The organism is Paenarthrobacter sp. PAE-2, from assembly GCF_026013155.1.
Taxonomy (GTDB): Bacteria; Actinomycetota; Actinomycetes; order Actinomycetales; family Micrococcaceae; genus Arthrobacter; species Arthrobacter ureafaciens.
In genome coordinates this window covers 20,378-36,999 of the sequence record NZ_JAPDNV010000039.1, presented here as the reverse complement: position 1 = coordinate 36,999, position 16,622 = coordinate 20,378, and the positions used below count along the sequence as shown (strand labels likewise).

Genomic DNA, 16,622 nt, shown 5'->3' with positions numbered 1-16,622 from the left:
CGGCCCGGAGCCAAATCTGTCAGCAAACCAGAACCATCGCGACTGCGTTTGATCAACACGTACACCTGGCGTCGCGATACGCCCAAGGCCGCGGCGGCAGCATCAACCGCGGCCCTGCCAACGACCGTCCGCGCAGCCAAGGGACCGATCACGGCCGAAACCGACTTCGTCCGATCCCACAGGTCATCCGGCATCGTTAGTGTGCCCGGCTCACGAATGGGCGCCGATTCCGCATCCACTCCGACACCTCCCTCGGCGTGCAGAGGAGTAGTAAGCAAAAACGACCCTAGTGCAGAGGAGTACGGAAAAACCAGTGCTCAACACCCGCCTGCACAACCCTGGAAACGCGCTGCTCGCCGTGCACGCGAGTACGGAAAATGACATTTGAAGGCTCGCCGACCGCAGGTCAGAAACGGTCGTTTTTGACGCGCCTTCTGGATGCGCTCCAATACGCGCTTGATACCGCAGGCCAACTATCCTGTGACTGCTATGAAGTTGCTATCAACTTGATAGCAACTTCATAGATCCAGGTGGCTTACTTACTCGTAACTGTCGCGGACCTGCTCGAGACCGATCCTAAGAGCGCGCAATGCCATCGGATGCTTCTTTCGGCCTTCGAGCTTCGCCACGTCCGCAAGTAAGTCCATGAGTTCACGGTCCTCGTCAAAACGAAGCAACATCGTTCTGGCAGTCCCCTTGTCCCTCGAATCACTAAGTGTGGGCGTGACACTGGGCCTGGCTGGAATTCCGCGCTCAGCGCTGACAGCCGGCGAGGTCAGTAGTGGTTCAGCGGCATTGCCAAACGCCTCGATAGCCTCGTCCCTAGCTTTCTCGGACGCGGACCGCTTCTTGATTGCCACTACCCCATCAACTCCTCTACCAGCCCACGGATTTCCCTCGCCGCCTTAGGGTTCTTCCACTCAACAACTCCGAGCCCCTCCCCCACCACGTCTCGATAAGCCTTGCGCTCATACAGAACGGTTCGCAGTGGTTCGATACTCGGATAGTCGGAAAGGTAATCCCTGGCGTCGCCACTTTCAGATTCGAACGCGTTGGTTGATACCCGTGTAAGAGCCCCTCTGACTCGAAGGGAGGGATTGAAGTCACGGGCAGTTTCAATCAACCTATCGACAGTCGCGAGTGTATCGAGATCAAATTGACTCGATTGCGTCAGGATCAACAACTGGTGGGCCGCAGTCATGGCTGTGCGCATCTCCTTGCTGTCCTTCCCTGCCACATCGACAAGGACAACGTCATAGCTCGTATCCAGTTCACGCAGCGTCTCGTGCAGGCTCCCAAGTTTCTCCACTACAAAGATGCGAGGTTCATGCCCGGCCTCTTCGCGGTCTACTGCCCAACGAGCAGTGGACCGCTGCCGGTCGCCGTCCACGACCGCTATGCGCATCCCCCGCTTCGCCAGCTCAACAGCAAGGTTGGTTACAACCGTGGACTTGCCGACGCCGCCCTTTTCGCTACCCACAACAATGATCATGCCTCCAACCTAATGCCGAGGTTGATAGCAAAAGGCTAGCGACACGCTACCTGTTTGATAGCACTATGAAAGCAGTAGCAAATGGGCCGGATCGAGAGAAGATCCTCGGATAGGGTGATAGCAGTTTCAACTGCTATCACATCACTATCCGATTGATAGCGATGGGCGCTGAGGGACCAGGCCGCCAGCAAGCCCAAGTACTCACCTCCCTGACTGGAGTCATGCGCGTCATATGGAATACTGCTCGCTACTAAATTGCTATTGAATCACTATTGATTTGATAGTGATTGTGAAACTGAGGGGCAGCTGATGACTGCCAAAGGAGCAAGTTTGCTAGCGAAACACTACTTATTCGATAGCACTATGAAAGTAGTATCAGTACGTGGGCGGCGTACCAATGCACAGCCCAAATTATCGGAGCAGTTTCAAAGTGCTATCGAACTACTACACGACCGTGGCTGAGGATCAACCTCAAACTGCTGGACGCGAGCATAAGCTCCACGCAATCGTCACCCACGCTCAGCAGGGATGTGGGACCAACTCGAAACGCTGTGCTAGCGAAACACTACTAAGGCACTACCGATTCACTAGCATTTTGGTAGCTGCCAGCGAAATCAACTGCACCAGAGACCTATGCGGGCTGATCTATTCGCCACACTGCCGCATCATCCGGGGGTAGCCAATACTCATCCCTTTCAGAATCAAACAAATCGACCTCATCGATCGCAAGCTGGAGTGTCTTGAACCTATCGAGGTAGGCATGCCAGATCGCGCGTTCGTGACGATTCCGCCGGATGTGGTCAAGGTAGTCGTCGAGCACTCCGAGCCTGGCGGCGAGCATGCGGAGGTTCACTGAAGTGGTTTTCCACGTTCTACCGTGGCGCTGGATCATGCCGAGTGTCTCCATCTCAGCCAATGCGGCCGAGCAGGCGTTGCGGCTGACACCACTGTTGCGGGCCACTTCCGCGGTGGTGGGGGAGTGGCGCCCACGTTCAATTGCCTCATAGGCAAGGGCAGCCACGTCTCCCAGGGCCCGAAACACGGGGCGGACGGCATGAATTTTTCCTTTCCGCCACGTTAGTTCCCGTGCAAGTTGTTGGTAGTGCTCAGGGAGTTGAATGAGGTAAACATCGGCCGCCTTCTGACGTGCGTCGGCGATCTTAGTGAGGATCCCATCAGAAGCTTGAACCAAGACGGGCAGCAGCCTGGCGATGGTGACGTGGTGTTTCCCCATCGCGACAGCAAGAGTGCGGCAACCGACATCCAGGATGTCTGTTTCTCTAGCCCGCATGTATCCCAACAATCCGCGGATCAGTAGACGGAGGCTGAGGCCTTCTCGACCGCGTTTTTGGAGTCTGTGGTCAAGGACTGCGTACAGAACATTTTCCAAGTCGTTCACGAGTTGGTGTACGGCAGCACTGCTGGGTTTGCTTGCCCCCCCGGTGGTTAAAGTGGCGCTTGTGTTGTTAATAAGTGCACTCCTTTCCCCGCGATTACGGGGGAGCGGTTTTCGGGCGCTCGAAGCTGCACCGGTGAAGGCCTGGGCTTTGGCCCACTCGTACGGAAGGAGCCTTGCCTGGCGTTCTGCAGATCCGTAGAGGGCAGCTAGGCCCGGGAACTGGCCGACGAGTTCGTTTTCTACGTGCTGCAGGGACCAGCCACAGGCACTGAAGTGGTTCAGCACGGCCATTCGGGCCTCGGACGGGCCCTTGTACTTAGCCGTGTCGTACAAACCGGTTCGTGCGACCCGTCGCAGCGGGGTCTCACTACTGGATCTCAGTGAGAGCGCCGGCAGCCCGCCGGTCCGTTGAGCGGCTACGGTCTTCGCTTCGCGGGCCTTGAGTGCGCGTTTGCGGGCCAGTTCCGGCGCCAACGCCGTACGCAGCTGCACTAAGCCCCGTGCTGGGTTGCGGCGGCGCAGGATGTCGTACGCCTGGGACAGGGGAGTGATGAGGGTTTGGTGGCCACCGGACTTGTGGATCGTTCCTGGGACACGGATGCACCCGTCTGTGATGTTCTGGTGGGGGCTCGGGTCAAGACTGGTGGCCATAAGGGCTAGCGCTTCGACCAGCTCCCGGGCCTCGGCTGCGTCCATCCGGTCGTGCAGCGGCACGTACAGGTGTCGTCCACCGCTGGGGGAGAAATCCTCCACGAACCTCATGCCGCACGCCGACAACAATTGGCCCACCCGGACCGCGTCCGAGTCCACCACGCCCTTCAGCGCCTTCGAGGTATCAAAGTCCAAGCACAGCGTGGAGACTCGGCCATCCGTGCCGTGCACCATTACAGCAGCAGGATGTCCCGGCAAAGACGGAGTGATCTTCGGCGCATTTTTCGGCCGAGGATATTGAAACCTCTGCCCAATCCACCGCCCCAACCGGTACGAAGGCGCGCCAGCAATCAGCGGAGCAAGACCCCATGCATCTTCCGGCTTGGGACGTGGAGCGACACTCACAAGGGCATGCGTTGACGTCAATACCGGTTCCGGTACCATAGGGACAGTAGTTCCTTTCGAGGTAACACAAATGGCACCCACAGCGTGGGTGTTGTAACAGCTCGGATCCGGATCTTGGCGGATGAGGGATCTGAGCGAAGGATTAGGAAGGTCCCTCCTTTTAGGAGGGGCCTTCTTCCGTTAGGAAGCCTTATCGATAGGCAGGGCTCCTTGTTCCTGGTGGTCGTCTATGTCAGGCCAAATAGGCAACCCGCGAGCATCCAGCCGGATGCTCATCAGGAGGCGTTCGGCTGCCTGTCCTTTGGAGAGCCCCATGTGGGTGGCAAGACGTTCCACCAGAGCTTTAGCATCGGCAGCAACGTCAACTTTGAGGACGACGTTGCCGGCCCCTGTACCCCGTACGCGTCTGTGGATGGCTGTACTCATAAACCCCAGCCTATAGGTACCGGTACCGTTAACTGCGCGGCCCGTTCGGCGTGTCGTTTCCATTAGACGAGGTCAGAAGCCTTTGGCCACCGCGGCGGCTGCGGCGAGCCACGCGCGTTGGGTGGCGGGTTGGAGGGCGTCGTAGCGGATGGGGCCGTTGACCAGGGCGGGGTCGTAGGGGATTCGGACTACGGCTCGTACATGGGGGGCGAAGCCGTCTGCGATCCGCCGGGCTTCATCCTTGGCGCGCTTGAGCGCATCGCCGCTCATGCTGCGTTTGGCGTCGGTGGACTCGGACACGATGACGACGGCGTTGCGGGCCAGCTCGGCATCGTGTCCGCCGCGGGATTCCAGCGTTTGGAGGGTCAGGCGCGCGGCCTCGGCGCGGTCTTCGATGGCTGTCACGGGGACCACGAGCTGGTTGGTGTGGTGGATCATTCGCCGCCAGTTGGCCGCGCGGGCCGTGTTTCCGGAGTCCATGACGATGAGCCGGTAGTAGCGGGTGAGTACCTGGTGGGCGATATCCACCTCCTCTGCGGTCACTTCATGGTCGCCCTCCTCGTTCTCGTCTGAGCGCAGGACGTCGAACTTGTCGGACGTCTGGTGGTGGACGAACTGGGCGATTTCGGCGGCTTGGGCGCTGGGGGAGAGCAGCGCCTTTGATGAGTCGATGAGATCCAGGACGCTGTTGTTATGGCCGCCCTGTTCGGTGCGCCAGCCGAGAGTGCCTTGGGATTCGTTGTTGTCCCAGGCCACGGTCGCTGCGCCGCTGTAGCGGGCCAGGATCGCACTGAGCATGACGACGGTGGGGGTTTTGTTCGCTCCGCCTTTGCGGTTGACGACAGCGACGGTGCGGGGGCCGGGCCAGTGCTGGCTCACTGTGCGGATGTCTTCGCGTTCGGCCAACTCTTCGGGTGAGGGGTCCATCCGGAAGCCCAGGCGGCTGAGAACGCCGCGCCAGCCGCGCGTGGCCGGCTGGAGCACGGGCGCGCTGATGAGGAATGAGGTGTCTTTGAGGCTGCGCCGGGTGGCAGGCTCCGCAGCGGCTGCTTTGGCGGCCGGTGCGGGCCCCTGGGCGGCCGCGGGCGTGACGGCTGCACCGAAGGTCACCGGCGCAGCGTCGACAGCTTGTGCCGGTACTTCTTCGGCCGGAGAGGCATCGGGGACCGAAGCTGGCGTGGGAGCCGGCGCGGCCTTGGTCGTGGCCTTGGCCGTCTCGGGCGAAGGGGCTGCTGTGTCCGGCAGAGGGTCCTGCTCCCGCCGCGGGGTGGGCTTGATCGGTGCGGCCTCGCTGACGACGCCTTCGGGGGAGACGATGATGAGGCCCTGCCCGTCCGGGTCGGTGGTGCTGACGCGGACGGGTCGGCCGAGCTGAGCCGCGGTTTCGGTGATGATTCGTAATGCATCGCTAAGGACGGCGGCTTCGTCGGCGGCCTCGATAGCGTGGGAGGTTCCGTTGATGGTGACTTCGCCGGTTCCGTTGGTGCGTAGAACGGCGTTGATCTTGGGGAAGTCGAGTGCTTGTGTTTCCATCATCTGTCCTTACTTTGTGCCGTTCGGGGGTGTGAAACGGTTGACCTGCCAGGGTTTGTCGGCTGCGCTGCGGAGCAGCTGCACGTCGTAGTCGCCGGCATCGGTGGGAAAGACGACATGGCAGCCAAAACCGTTGCTCTCTTCGATCCTGAGCTGGCCCGCTCCGGTGATCCTGGTGACCGGGATGTTGGCCGGGTCAACGTATTGGTAATCGGCGGTTGCTTGGGGGGTCAGGAGCTGGCCGAGTTCCTGGATCCAGACCTTGTCGGTGACTGCTGGTCGGGCATAGAGCGTCATGGCCTTGGTCGCGGTGTCCAGCGCGGCTGTTTTGCTTGCCTCGTCCCAGGCGATGCCCAGGGTAGCCGGTGCTGTGCCACCGGGAGCTTGGGGCTTGCCGCCCGCGCTGAGCGTGGCGGAGGTGGCGGCGGAAGCACTGGGCGATGGTTCCGCGGGTGTTGAGGTGGATACCGGCGCGCAGGCCGTGCACACGAGCAGGGCCGCGAGGGCTGTCAGGGCGCGTTTCATGGTTCCTCCAGTGAGTCGCTGCCGGGCAGGTAGAGAAAGGCGCTGGGAGTGCTGTTCTCTACGGTGCGGGTGTAATAGGTGTGGTCATTCGGGGCAGGGTTGCCGTTGTAGCCCTCTTCCACGAAGCTGCCGTCACGATTGACGGCTTTGACGACGGCGACGTGGCCGTAGGTGCCGTCGGCGCCCCCGGTGCCGGGGGAGTACCAAACGACAGCGCCGACACGGGGTGTTCCACCGGTGGGCCAGCCCTTGGCATCCCAGCCGTCTTTCCAGGTAAGGGCAGAGCCGAGCACCGCACCGTCAGGCCGGAAGGTGCCGTTCAGGACCTTGTAGGGGGCCGTGGTGCTGCCGAGTTGCTGGTTGACGCGCCAGAGGGCGAAGTCGACGCATTCGCGGTTGTACATGCCCAGCGGGGAGGGCTCGTAGATCTTGGCCGTGCGCCACGGCAGGTCATCGTCCTTGCCGGATTGCCCAGGGATGCCGCAGGAGCTTTCCCCGCCGGCATCGGTGATCTTTGCGTCGCCCAGGACGGCGACGACCTCGACGGCCGCCGCCCAGTAGGACTGGTAGTGGAACGGGTCGGCGTTGCGCTGGACCCGGTGCGCGGCCGTGGTGGGTTCGAGCTGTTCCCACCCGCTGATCTTCTGCAGGGCGGTAAAGAAGCTCATGGCTGAAGTCGTAGGGTCCATACGTTCCAGGTAGGTTCCCCACGCACCGTTGTCGCGCTGCTGGAACAGTCCCCGGGAGTCAGGGCCCGGACCATCGCCGTAGTCCAGGACACGTAGCCCAGATTCGCCCATGGCCGTCATGACACCGATCGTCTGCCCCCGGGCCGACAGGCCAAGGGCTTTTCCTGCGTTGATGACCAGGGCGGCGTTCTTCAGCTGCTCGCCCTCGTAACCGGCGACAGCGACCTTGGGCAGCTGGCTTGCGTCAACGCTGACGCTGAACCCGGTCGGTGAGCAGACGTCGGCCACGGCCTGAGAGCCCCCACCGAACAGGATGATGGACAGCACCAAGCCGGCGGGTACAAGGACGGCGCCGGCGACCAGCGCAGGCGCGCTCGTTCGTGATTGCATGTGTCCCCCTCACATCTGCTCGTCAGCTGCTTCGCCCTAGGGCTGGTCCTCGTCGTTCACTTCTGGTGTCTGGCCCTTCCTGAGCGTGTTCCGGTTCTCCCAGACCCAGTCCTTGACTTGATCTCTGGCGATCAACCATGTCTTCTCGACTTGGTAAGCAGGAATCACTCCGGTTTGGAGCCAGCGGTAGACGGTGTTTCGAGACAACCCGAAGATCTCCTCGAGGTCCTGGGGCGTAAGACGCTCCGGGTACTTGGCGAAGAGTGCTTCCAGGTACTTGGGGTCCACGCTCAGTCCGTCCCACCGCATAGAGCCAGCATAGACCACAAATTGGTACTGTGATGTACTGGAAGTGACTGAAAGGTACTAAACCTGTTGTTGGGGGTCACTTTTGGCCTTTCGTGTCGGATGGTACCGATACGATCTTTGCGGACATTAGTAGGGGAAGTGAAATGCCGGTCTCAAAGAACCGCTGGGTGACGCTCGGCGCAGAAACTATCGACGAACCCGTTCTTGCCTTCCCGGAAGAGCCGCCTTTCATCCCAACGGGGGCGACGAGGCCGCAACTGAGCGTTCCGCAACCGGACCACGCGGACCGGCTTCCCCGAAGGAACGCTGCGGGGAAGGAACCGGATTTTTGGTGGCTTGGCGTCCACGGCGGCGCGGGCGAAACGTCCCTTGCACGCCTGGACAAGAGCACCAAAGCCGCCGAGCATCACTGGCCCTTGACGGCAGCCGGATCCGTGATCGTCCTCGTTGCACGGTCCAATATCCCAGGCCTTCGCGCAGCACGGCTGGCGGCAACGGAATGGGCTTCGGGCTCACTTCCCGGGATCCACGTCGCCGGCCTCATGGTCATGGCTGACGCTCCCGGACGGCTCCCCAAAGAGATCCGCGACTTCGCCCGCGTCGTCGGTGGGGGAGTGCCCCACCTGTGGCATTTCCCGTGGGTCGACGGATGGCGTTACGGCCATGACGTCGCCACCGAGGAACTTCCCAAAGAAGCCCGCACCGTCCTCGAGCAGATACGCCTCGCCGTCGCTGCCACTGCCGGTCTCCCGGCCAAGTAGAAAGAAGAAAACCCAATGTTGTTCTCCAAGGCCCTCGAATGGTCAAGCTTTGCCATCACCGAGATACCGAACCCGGGCACCGGCGAGGCCCCTCCCGGCGCTGAAGGGTTGCTGACGATCCTCAAGTGGGTCGCCTGGATCGTCTTCGGCCTGGCCGTGGCCGGCATCCTGATCACAGCCGGAACGATGATGATCAACAACCGACGCGGCGAGGGCGGCGAGCACGCCGGCCGGCTGGCATGGGTCCTCGGCGGCTGCATCCTCGCAGCCTCCGCTGGCGGCGTCGTTGGCGCCCTGGTCTAAGGAGCTTTGCCATGACTGAACCGACAGTGAACGAAGACCAGAATCCGCTGACCAAACCTAAGTTCATCATCTCGGCCGTTGTCGTGGCGATCATTGTCGCGCTCGGGATCATCCTCGCCCTGGTTCCCAGAGGTGGGGAAACGGCGTCCCCTGAACCGAGCACCATCAACACAAGCACCAGCAGCGGTCAACCGACCGCGGCGTCGGCGTCCAGCGTGTGCGGCCTGCCATCCGGTGACCAGGCCAAGCCGGCCGCCGCACCCGCCGATACCAAATGGGAATTGGTCGGCAAGATCGCCGCACCAACATCGCCGACGCAATTCGGCCCCGGCAAGACCGAAACCAATGGACTCCGCTCCTGCTTTGCACACTCACCCACCGGGGCGCTCTACGCCGGGGCAAACATGATTGTTCTCGGGAGTTCTGGACGTCCCGACCTGTTGGCCCAGCATCTCGTGGTCGAGGGACCGGAACGAGACAAGATGCTGTCGGAGCCACCGACCAGCGCCCCGACGACGGCACCGTTTCAGATCGCGGGCTACAAGGTCGTGGACTACACCGGCGACCGCGCCGTCATTGAATACGGCCTCACAGCAGCAAACGGCAGCGTCGGGTCAGTGCCCGTGGCAATGCAGTGGCAAGGCGGCGATTGGAAATGGGTTCTGCCCGCCACTGGCATGGCAGAAGCACGACAGCTCTCTGATTTGAACAGCTTCATTAGTTGGGCGGGGGTCTAACTTTGTTTCCGGCCAACGAGAACGGGCAGCCCTGCAAACCGTGGGAAGTTGGATGCGTCGTTTCAGACTGGGCGAATGATCGTGCCAATGACGCGGTCAAGAACATGGCTCAGGCAGTCGCAGACGCTGTGGGAAACGTCGTCAAGACGCTTGGGACGTTTTGGGTGAATGTGGGAACTCCCGCTCTAACCGCAGCCCCGGGTGGGTCGACTGCGAGTGATCCGGTGTTGTTTCTGCAGAACAGTCTCTATTTCTGGACGGCTTCCTTGGCTGTGCTGTCCGTCCTCGTGGGTGCCGCCAAGATGACGATTGAGCGCAGGGGTGCACCGTTGCGGGATCTGGTGCGTTCGCTGGCGACCCTGATCGTCGTCTCCGGCGCTGGTGTCGCAGCAGTGGGACTGCTGACGGTTGCCGCTGATCAGTTCTCGGCTTGGATCATCACTAACTCCACGAACGGCACCTCGTTCAACGAGAACATCACAGCCTTGTTGGCGCTTTCGGCCACCAGCCCGCTCGGGTCGATCATGATCATTCTCCTAGGGCTGGTCGCGATTCTGGCCTCCGTCATGCAGATCGTGCTCATGATCATCCGCGGTGGCCTGCTCGTCATCCTGACGGGGATCTTCCCTACGGCTGCAGCTTTCACCAACACCGAAGCTGGCAAGGGGTGGTTCCAGAAGTGCACGGCATGGCTGATCGCCTTCATTCTCTACAAACCCGCGGCCGCCATTATCTACGCGACGGCCTTCCAGCTCAGCGGCAGCAAGATCTTCGGAAACGTTGGTGACGGCAAGGACTTCGGCTCCGCGCTCCTGACCACAGTCACCGGACTTGCTCTGATGATCATTGCCTTGTTCGCCATGCCAGCCCTCATGCGGTTCGTCACCCCCATGGTTGGCGCTGTCGCTGGCGGCAATGGCGCTCTGGCAGCAGGGACGGTCGGCGCACTGGCTTCCGGCGCCATCAGCATGGGCAGCGCCGGACGCGGCGGAGGGTCATCCACCAGCTCGACGACAACCAGCAGCACCTCGAGTCAAAGCCCCGGATCACAGGGCCCCTCAGGCACTGGCAGCCAAGGAACGGCAGGAACGTCCGGCACAGCAGGGAAGACGGGTACCCGGAGCGCCGGAGTCACTGGCGCGGCAGCATCTACCGGTGCCGGTAGTGCTGCTGCAGGCGGCGGAGCGGCCGTCAGCGGTGGCGCTGTGGCCGCGGGCGCGGGCGGTGTCGCCGTACTGGCCGCACAGAAGGGCGTTGAAGCAGGCCAGGCCGCTTCCGGGGCCATCAAAGACATGAGCGAAGAATCCACGGGGGGTGCCTGAGATGGCAGCTATCGAGAACACATACAGGGAACCGACCTACGGCAACTGGCGGCGTCCGCGCAAAGCGGGCATCGGCACCCTTGGCGGGCTGGCAACAGCCGGTTTGTTTGTTGGCCTCATTATCACGGTGATCTGTCTCTTTGTGGGCGGCTGGTTCGCCGGGCTCGTTGCTCTGTTCATTCTTGGGGTGGCGCTGGCGGTCGTCTCGGTGACCGACAAGCACAACAAGTCCGTGGGGGAGCGGGTCTTCGCCCGGCTGGCGTTCCGCTCCGCGCGGCGCAAGAAGGCCAACATCTACCGCTCCGGTCCGCTGGGACTGACGCCTTGGGGCGAGTTCCAGCTGCCTGGGATCTCTGCCGGTTCCAAGCTGTATGAGTTCACCGACTCCTATGGCCGCCCCTTCGCGCTGATCCACCTTCCCTCAACTGCGCACTACACCGTTGTCTTCGGCACCCAGCCCGACGGGGCATCCTTGGTTGATCCCGAGCAGATTGATGCCTGGGTGGCTAACTGGGGCGGCTGGCTGGCTTCGTTGTCGAATGAACCTGCCGTCGTGGCTGCATCCGTCACGGTCGAAACCGCACCCGATTCCGGGGCGCGGCTGCGCCGGGAAGTTGAATCGAACATCCATGACGATGCCCCTGACATTGCCAAGGCCATGCTCCGGGAGGCCCTGGCGACTTACCCGCAGGGTTCGGCCACGATCCGTGCTTGGGTCGCGCTGACGTTCAGTGCCGCTGCCCGGGCCGGCGGCAAGCGGCGCACGGCAGAAGAGATCGCTCGGGATCTCGCTTCGCGGCTTCCCAGCCTGACCGAGCGGCTGGAATCCACCGGCGCCGGAGCCTGCGCACCGTTGAATGCCCAGGAACTGTGTGAGGTCGTGCGGGTCGCGTACGACCCTGCAGCGGCACGGCTCATTGACGAAGCCCACTACCAGGGCACACCTGTGGACCTGGACTGGGGCGACGTTGGACCGTCCGCCCGCCAAGCGGGCTGGGACGGCTACCGCCACGATTCCGGGCACTCGGTGTCCTGGACCATGACGGGCGCACCCCGCGGACACATCCTGGCCTCGGCTCTGGCCCGCTTGGTCGCACCGCACGGGGAGATTGCCCGCAAGCGGGTCACCTTGCTGTACCGGCCGATCGAAGCAGGCCGCGCGGCCGCCATCGTGGAATCTGACCAGACCAGCGCCCTGACCCGGGCCTCCTCGACTAACCGGCCCACCGCCCGCGCCCTGGTCGACGCCCGCGCGGCGCAGGCCACCGCAGCGGAGGAAGCCAAGGGTGCCGGGCTGGTCAACTTCGGCATGGTGGTCACGGCTACGGTGCTGTCCTCCCGTGACCTTGAGGACACTGTGGCCGTCGTGGAAGGCAATCTCGGTCCGTCGGCACGTCTGCTGTTGCGGCGCGCTTACGGCTCACAGGATTCTGCCTTTGCCGCGTCCCTGCCACTGGGTCTGGTCCTGCCCAAGCACTTGAAGGTTCCCGAAGAGATCCGCGAGGCCATGTGATGTTCGGCAGCAAGACCAAGTACCAGCGCACACAGGCCCCGGCCACGAAGCTCGCGGCCGCTGTCGCCCGCCGCCCGGGCCTTCGGGGCTGGCGCGGCCGCGGGCAGGGCGAAGCTGTCTACGTCACTGCAGCCGACGAATGGCGCGGAACCTCGGTCCAGGTCTGCGGTCTCTGGCCGTTCGTGGGCGGCAGTGGGACCCCGATCCTAGGTGTCCCGATCGGCGTTCACACCGACACCGGCGCGCCCTTCGGCGCCGATCCGATCAGCTGGTTCATGCACGGCATGATCAACAACCCCTCCATGTTCGTCCTTGGCCTGCCGCACTACGGCAAGTCCACCCTGGTCCGGCACATTGTCCTAGGCCTGGCAGGCCGGAGCATCAACCCGTTGATCCTCGGTGACCTGAAGCCGGATTACGTTGACCTGATCGAAGCTCTCGGCGGGCAGGTCATCAGTCTGGGCCCTGGACGCGGCCATTTGAATGTCCTGGACCCGGGTGAAGCCACGGGAGCCGCCGTCAGGCTGCTCGCCTCGGCCGAGGAACACCGGGCCAACGCGAACCGGACCCTGAACGATCCAGATGGCGGCCAGGCCGCGGCCGCGCCGCTGCTCGCTGCAGCAGTGAAGGCGGAGAAGCTGGCCGAACAGCTGATGGCCGACTCGCACAACCGGCGCCTGAACATGATCACGGCGCTGATCACCATCGTGCGGAACGCCAAGCCCAGCGCCCACGAGGAATCCCTGCTTGACCGGGCCCTGCACATCCTGGACGAGCGCCTGGACCGGGTGCCCCTGATCGGGGACCTGATCGAGGTCATCAAAGACGCCCCCGACGAGCTGCGGGCGATCGCCCTGGACCGCGGCGACATGAGCCGCTACCTCGACGCGACCGACCAACTGCGCCAGTCGCTGTACTCCCTGAACGGCTCGGGCCGGTTCTCGGACATGTTCTCCCAGCCAACCGACCAGCCGATGGACCTGACCAAACCCGTGGTCTTCGACCTCTCCGGGATCTCCGACACCCAGCGCGACATCCAGGCGGCCTGCCTGCTGGCCTGCTGGTCCACCGGGTTCGCCACCGTCCAGGTCGCCCACACCCTGGCCGACGCCGGCCTGGAACCGCGCCGGAACTACTTCGTCGTCATGGACGAGCTCTGGCGGGCCCTGCGCTCCGGTGAAGGCATGGTCGACCGGGTCGACTCCCTCACCCGTCTCAACCGCACCGAAGGTGTCGGGCAGGCCATGATCACGCACACCATGAGCGACCTCGAAGCCCTGCCCACCGAATCCGAACGGATGAAAGCGCGCGGTTTCGTCGAACGCTCCGGCATGGTCGTCTGCGGCGCCCTGCCCGGGGCCGAAATGGAAAAACTCAACAAAGCCGTCACCCTCTCCAGGGCCGAACAGGCCCGCCTCATCTCCTGGGCCGACCCGGGATCATGGACCGACGTCGGCGGCTCCCGCAAACGCGTCCGCCCGGGCCTGGGCAAATTCCTCTTCAAAGTCGGCGGCCGCCCCGGAATCCCGGTCGCACTCAAACTCACCAGCGTCGAAGAACGGCTGCACGACACCAACAAACGCTGGACGATCAACAACACCGGCGAGGGGGCGAACTGATGGGCGCACCAAGCAGCGGCAAACGCTCGCAGCTCGACACCGAAACCATCCTGCTCTGGGTCTTCATCACCATCGTGGTGCTCGGTGTCGGCTCGGTCGCCGGCGCCGTGCACCTGGGCTCGATCCTGTCCGGTGACGGCCAGACACTGCCGGCGAACCCGTTTGAACTGGTCTTCAGCCTGATCTCCCAGAAGGTCACCTGGCCCCCGGCCGCAACCTGGGTCCTGATCGGCTTCGCTGTCATCATCATCGTCGTCTCCGTCCTGGTGGTCCGGTCGGTGCTGCGCAAACGGTCCAAACGTTCCCGGGTGGACGCCGCCGCGCAGCACATGGCCAAAGGCCGCGACCTGCGCGCCCTCAGCCTGCGCGGTGCCACCGCCACCGCCGAACGCCTCGGCGTGACAGGATCACCCGGCGTCCCGGTCGGTAAGACCGTCCTCGGCGGACAGATGGTCTACGGGTCCTGGGAAGACATGCACATCGACATCTGGGGACCCCGCACAGGCAAGACGACATCCCGGGCGATCCCGGCGATCCTCGCCGCCCCGGGAGCGGCGCTGGTGACCTCGAACAAGCGGGACATCGTCGACGGAACCCGCGACGTCCGCGCCGCCGACGGCCCCGTATGGGTGTTCGACCCGCAGTCCGTCGCCCTCGAGGAACCCACGTGGTGGTGGAACCCCCTGTCCTACGTCACCGACGAGGTGAAAGCAGCACGCCTGGCCGACCACTTCGCCGCCGGTTCCCGTGGCCCCGACGCCAAAACCGACGCCTACTTCGACCCCGCCGGCCAGGACCTCCTCGCCGGGCTCCTCCTCGCCGCCGCCCTCGACAGCCGGCCGATCACGCAGGTCCACACCTGGCTGACCCGACCGGCTGACGATGAAGCGGTGGACATCCTCAAATCCCACGGCTTCACCCAGACCGCCAACGCCGTCGGCGGCGTCATCAACGCCCCCGAAAAACAGCGCGGCGGCGTGTACGGCACGGCACTGCAGATGGCCTCCTGCCTCACCAACCGCCAAGTCGCCCGCTGGGTCACCCCGCAGGGCGACAACGACACCCGGCCGCAGTTCGACCCTGCAGCATTCGTCCGCTCCAAAGGCACCCTGTACAGCCTGTCCAAGGAAGGCAAAGGCACCGCCGGCCCGCTCGTGACCGCGCTGACCGTGGCCACTGTCGAGGCCGCCGAAGAACTCGCCGTCCACTCGCCCGGCGGCCGGCTCGCCACACCCATGGTCGGTGTCCTGGACGAAGCAGCCAACGTCTGCCGCTGGCGGGAGCTCCCGAACCTTTACAGCCACTACGGATCCCGCGGCATCGTCCTGATGACCATCCTCCAATCCTGGTCCCAAGGCGTTGAAGTTTGGGGACGCGACGGGATGCGCAAACTCTGGAGCGCCTCCAACATCAAGGTCTACGGCGGCGGCGTCGCCGAAGCCGAATTCCTCAACGAGCTTGCCCAGCTCGTGGGGGAGTACAGGTACTCCAACATGACCAGAAGCCGCTCCAAACAAGGCACCTCCTACAGCCGCGACGACGACCGCAAGGAACGCACCCTGGACGTCTCGGACCTGGCCGCCTTTCCTCGCGGCCGGGCCATCATGTTCGCCTCCGGCACCCCCGCGGCGCTGCTGGAAACGGTGCCCTGGATGAGCGGACCGCAAGCTGACGCGGTCCGGGCCTCCATCGCCGCACACGACCCCGCGAACAAGCCGGCGGTCGCGGCCGGGAACCGGTGGATCGCCGCGGGCGCCTCACATGAGTGAGGGCCTGGGGGAGTGGGACGAAGAGCCGGACGACAATTCGGCCGGCGCGACGGAGTCGACCGAGGAGGACGCGCAAGCTCCTGAGTTGTTCTACCCGAATGTCGCCGAATTCGTCAGCAACAAGCTGGCCACGAGCTACCGCCGGCAACTGAACGTCCAAGGCGGGGTGACCTGGTGCCCGCAATGGTGGAAGCACGCCGAAGCCATTAGCCGCCTCGAAGCGCTCTGGCGCGCCTGGGAATTCCTGCGCCTGGACGGCACCACGGGGATGAGCGTCTGGTGGCGCGACCACGCAGACCACCACATGTCCGTCCTGCTCTCAACAGACGGCCCATTTAAAGGCTGCACCCCGGACGAAGGCCACCGCTCCAAACTCGCCCCGCTGCCCTGCGAGGAACCACCCGCAGGGCTGTTCTAAACCGGCTGTTTCCAACGCTCAAGGTGACCTCGCGAGCTGTCCACAGTTGGGGTCAATCCGGGTTATCCACGGCTGAAAACCGGGAGCCACCAGGAAAGCTCCCTCAGCAGAAGTAGCGGTGGATAACCCACCAGGATTGTCCCCCGCCTGCGGGCAGCGGAAAAGCAGTCCAGACGGGTTCTGAACCGGAGCGCCGATTTACCGGACGTGGATGCTTACCCCGGCCATTCGCTGGTCCAAGTCCGCCGGTAGCGAAAGGCTTCGTCAGGCGTGGCTTTCCTCGTCTAACTGTCGGAGCCTGCCGGTACGGTAGGTGCTACGCCCGGAGTCACGTCCGATGACCTGGAGAAGAAAGGCGCCG

Annotated in this window: 16 protein-coding genes and 1 pseudogene; 8 read left to right on the top strand and 9 right to left on the bottom strand. The window is 63.5% G+C overall.

Translation table 11 applies throughout. From position 1 onward, the window contains the following. The 9 genes and pseudogenes from OCL88_RS17780 to OCL88_RS17740 all read right to left on the bottom strand — a co-directional run. Positions 1 to 239: pseudogene (locus OCL88_RS17780) on the bottom strand (helix-turn-helix domain-containing protein); the annotation flags it as partial. A gap of 300 nt (positions 240 to 539) precedes the next feature. Beyond that, a complete protein-coding gene (locus tag OCL88_RS17775; protein WP_015062076.1) occupies positions 540 to 860 on the bottom strand; it encodes a hypothetical protein in 321 nt (106 codons plus the stop codon). After that, entirely contained in the window at positions 860 to 1,492 is a 633-nt protein-coding gene (locus OCL88_RS17770) for an AAA family ATPase (RefSeq protein ID WP_015062035.1), read from the bottom strand. Before OCL88_RS17770 ends, OCL88_RS17775 begins: the two co-directional genes overlap by 1 nt. Before the next feature lie 631 nt (positions 1,493 to 2,123). Beyond that, a complete protein-coding gene (locus OCL88_RS17765) occupies positions 2,124 to 3,986 on the bottom strand; it encodes a hypothetical protein (protein ID WP_264963382.1) in 1,863 nt (620 codons plus the stop codon). Positions 3,987 to 4,127: 141 nt separating this feature from the next. Continuing rightward, positions 4,128 to 4,373, bottom strand: a complete 246-nt coding sequence (locus tag OCL88_RS17760; RefSeq protein ID WP_264963381.1) for a hypothetical protein — start codon at positions 4,371 to 4,373, stop codon at positions 4,128 to 4,130. 72 nt (positions 4,374 to 4,445) lie between these two features. Continuing rightward, positions 4,446 to 5,909: a MinD/ParA family protein gene (locus OCL88_RS17755; protein ID WP_264963380.1), complete on the bottom strand. Its 1,464-nt coding sequence runs from the start codon at positions 5,907 to 5,909 to the stop codon at positions 4,446 to 4,448. 6 nt (positions 5,910 to 5,915) lie between these two features. Beyond that, entirely contained in the window at positions 5,916 to 6,431 is a 516-nt protein-coding gene (locus OCL88_RS17750) for a hypothetical protein (RefSeq protein WP_264963379.1), read from the bottom strand. After that, on the bottom strand, positions 6,428 to 7,510 hold the full coding sequence (locus OCL88_RS17745) for a CHAP domain-containing protein (RefSeq protein ID WP_264963378.1): 1,083 nt from the start codon (positions 7,508 to 7,510) through the stop codon (positions 6,428 to 6,430). The genes OCL88_RS17750 and OCL88_RS17745 overlap by 4 nt, the downstream gene beginning before the upstream one ends. A gap of 36 nt (positions 7,511 to 7,546) precedes the next feature. After that, positions 7,547 to 7,819: a helix-turn-helix domain-containing protein gene (locus tag OCL88_RS17740; protein ID WP_011689726.1), complete on the bottom strand. Its 273-nt coding sequence runs from the start codon at positions 7,817 to 7,819 to the stop codon at positions 7,547 to 7,549. 143 nt (positions 7,820 to 7,962) lie between these two features. On the opposite strand from OCL88_RS17740, the gene OCL88_RS17735 reads away from it, so the two are divergent. From OCL88_RS17735 to OCL88_RS17700, 8 genes are all read left to right on the top strand, one after another. Further along, a complete protein-coding gene (locus tag OCL88_RS17735) occupies positions 7,963 to 8,580 on the top strand; it encodes a DUF6668 family protein (protein ID WP_264963377.1) in 618 nt (205 codons plus the stop codon). Positions 8,581 to 8,595: 15 nt separating this feature from the next. Next, positions 8,596 to 8,883 carry a hypothetical protein gene (locus OCL88_RS17730; protein WP_264963376.1) on the top strand — a complete coding sequence of 96 codons (288 nt, stop codon included), beginning with the start codon at positions 8,596 to 8,598 and terminating at the stop codon, positions 8,881 to 8,883. A gap of 11 nt (positions 8,884 to 8,894) precedes the next feature. Continuing rightward, on the top strand, positions 8,895 to 9,620 hold the full coding sequence (locus tag OCL88_RS17725) for a hypothetical protein (protein ID WP_264963375.1): 726 nt from the start codon (positions 8,895 to 8,897) through the stop codon (positions 9,618 to 9,620). A 104-nt stretch (positions 9,621 to 9,724) separates the two neighbouring features. Then, positions 9,725 to 10,942, top strand: a complete 1,218-nt coding sequence (locus tag OCL88_RS17720; RefSeq protein WP_264963374.1) for a hypothetical protein — start codon at positions 9,725 to 9,727, stop codon at positions 10,940 to 10,942. 1 nt (position 10,943) lies between these two features. Continuing rightward, positions 10,944 to 12,455, top strand: coding sequence for an SCO6880 family protein (locus tag OCL88_RS17715; RefSeq protein ID WP_264963373.1), 1,512 nt, complete (start codon positions 10,944 to 10,946; stop codon positions 12,453 to 12,455). Continuing rightward, complete coding sequence (locus OCL88_RS17710) at positions 12,455 to 14,074, top strand: ATP/GTP-binding protein (RefSeq protein WP_264963372.1); 1,620 nt, start codon at positions 12,455 to 12,457, stop codon at positions 14,072 to 14,074. Before OCL88_RS17715 ends, OCL88_RS17710 begins: the two co-directional genes overlap by 1 nt. Further along, on the top strand, positions 14,074 to 15,843 hold the full coding sequence (locus tag OCL88_RS17705; RefSeq protein ID WP_264963371.1) for a type IV secretory system conjugative DNA transfer family protein: 1,770 nt from the start codon (positions 14,074 to 14,076) through the stop codon (positions 15,841 to 15,843). The genes OCL88_RS17710 and OCL88_RS17705 overlap by 1 nt, the downstream gene beginning before the upstream one ends. Further along, entirely contained in the window at positions 15,836 to 16,261 is a 426-nt protein-coding gene (locus OCL88_RS17700) for a DUF4913 domain-containing protein (RefSeq protein ID WP_264963370.1), read from the top strand. Before OCL88_RS17705 ends, OCL88_RS17700 begins: the two co-directional genes overlap by 8 nt. The last annotated feature ends 361 nt before the right edge of the window (positions 16,262 to 16,622 follow it).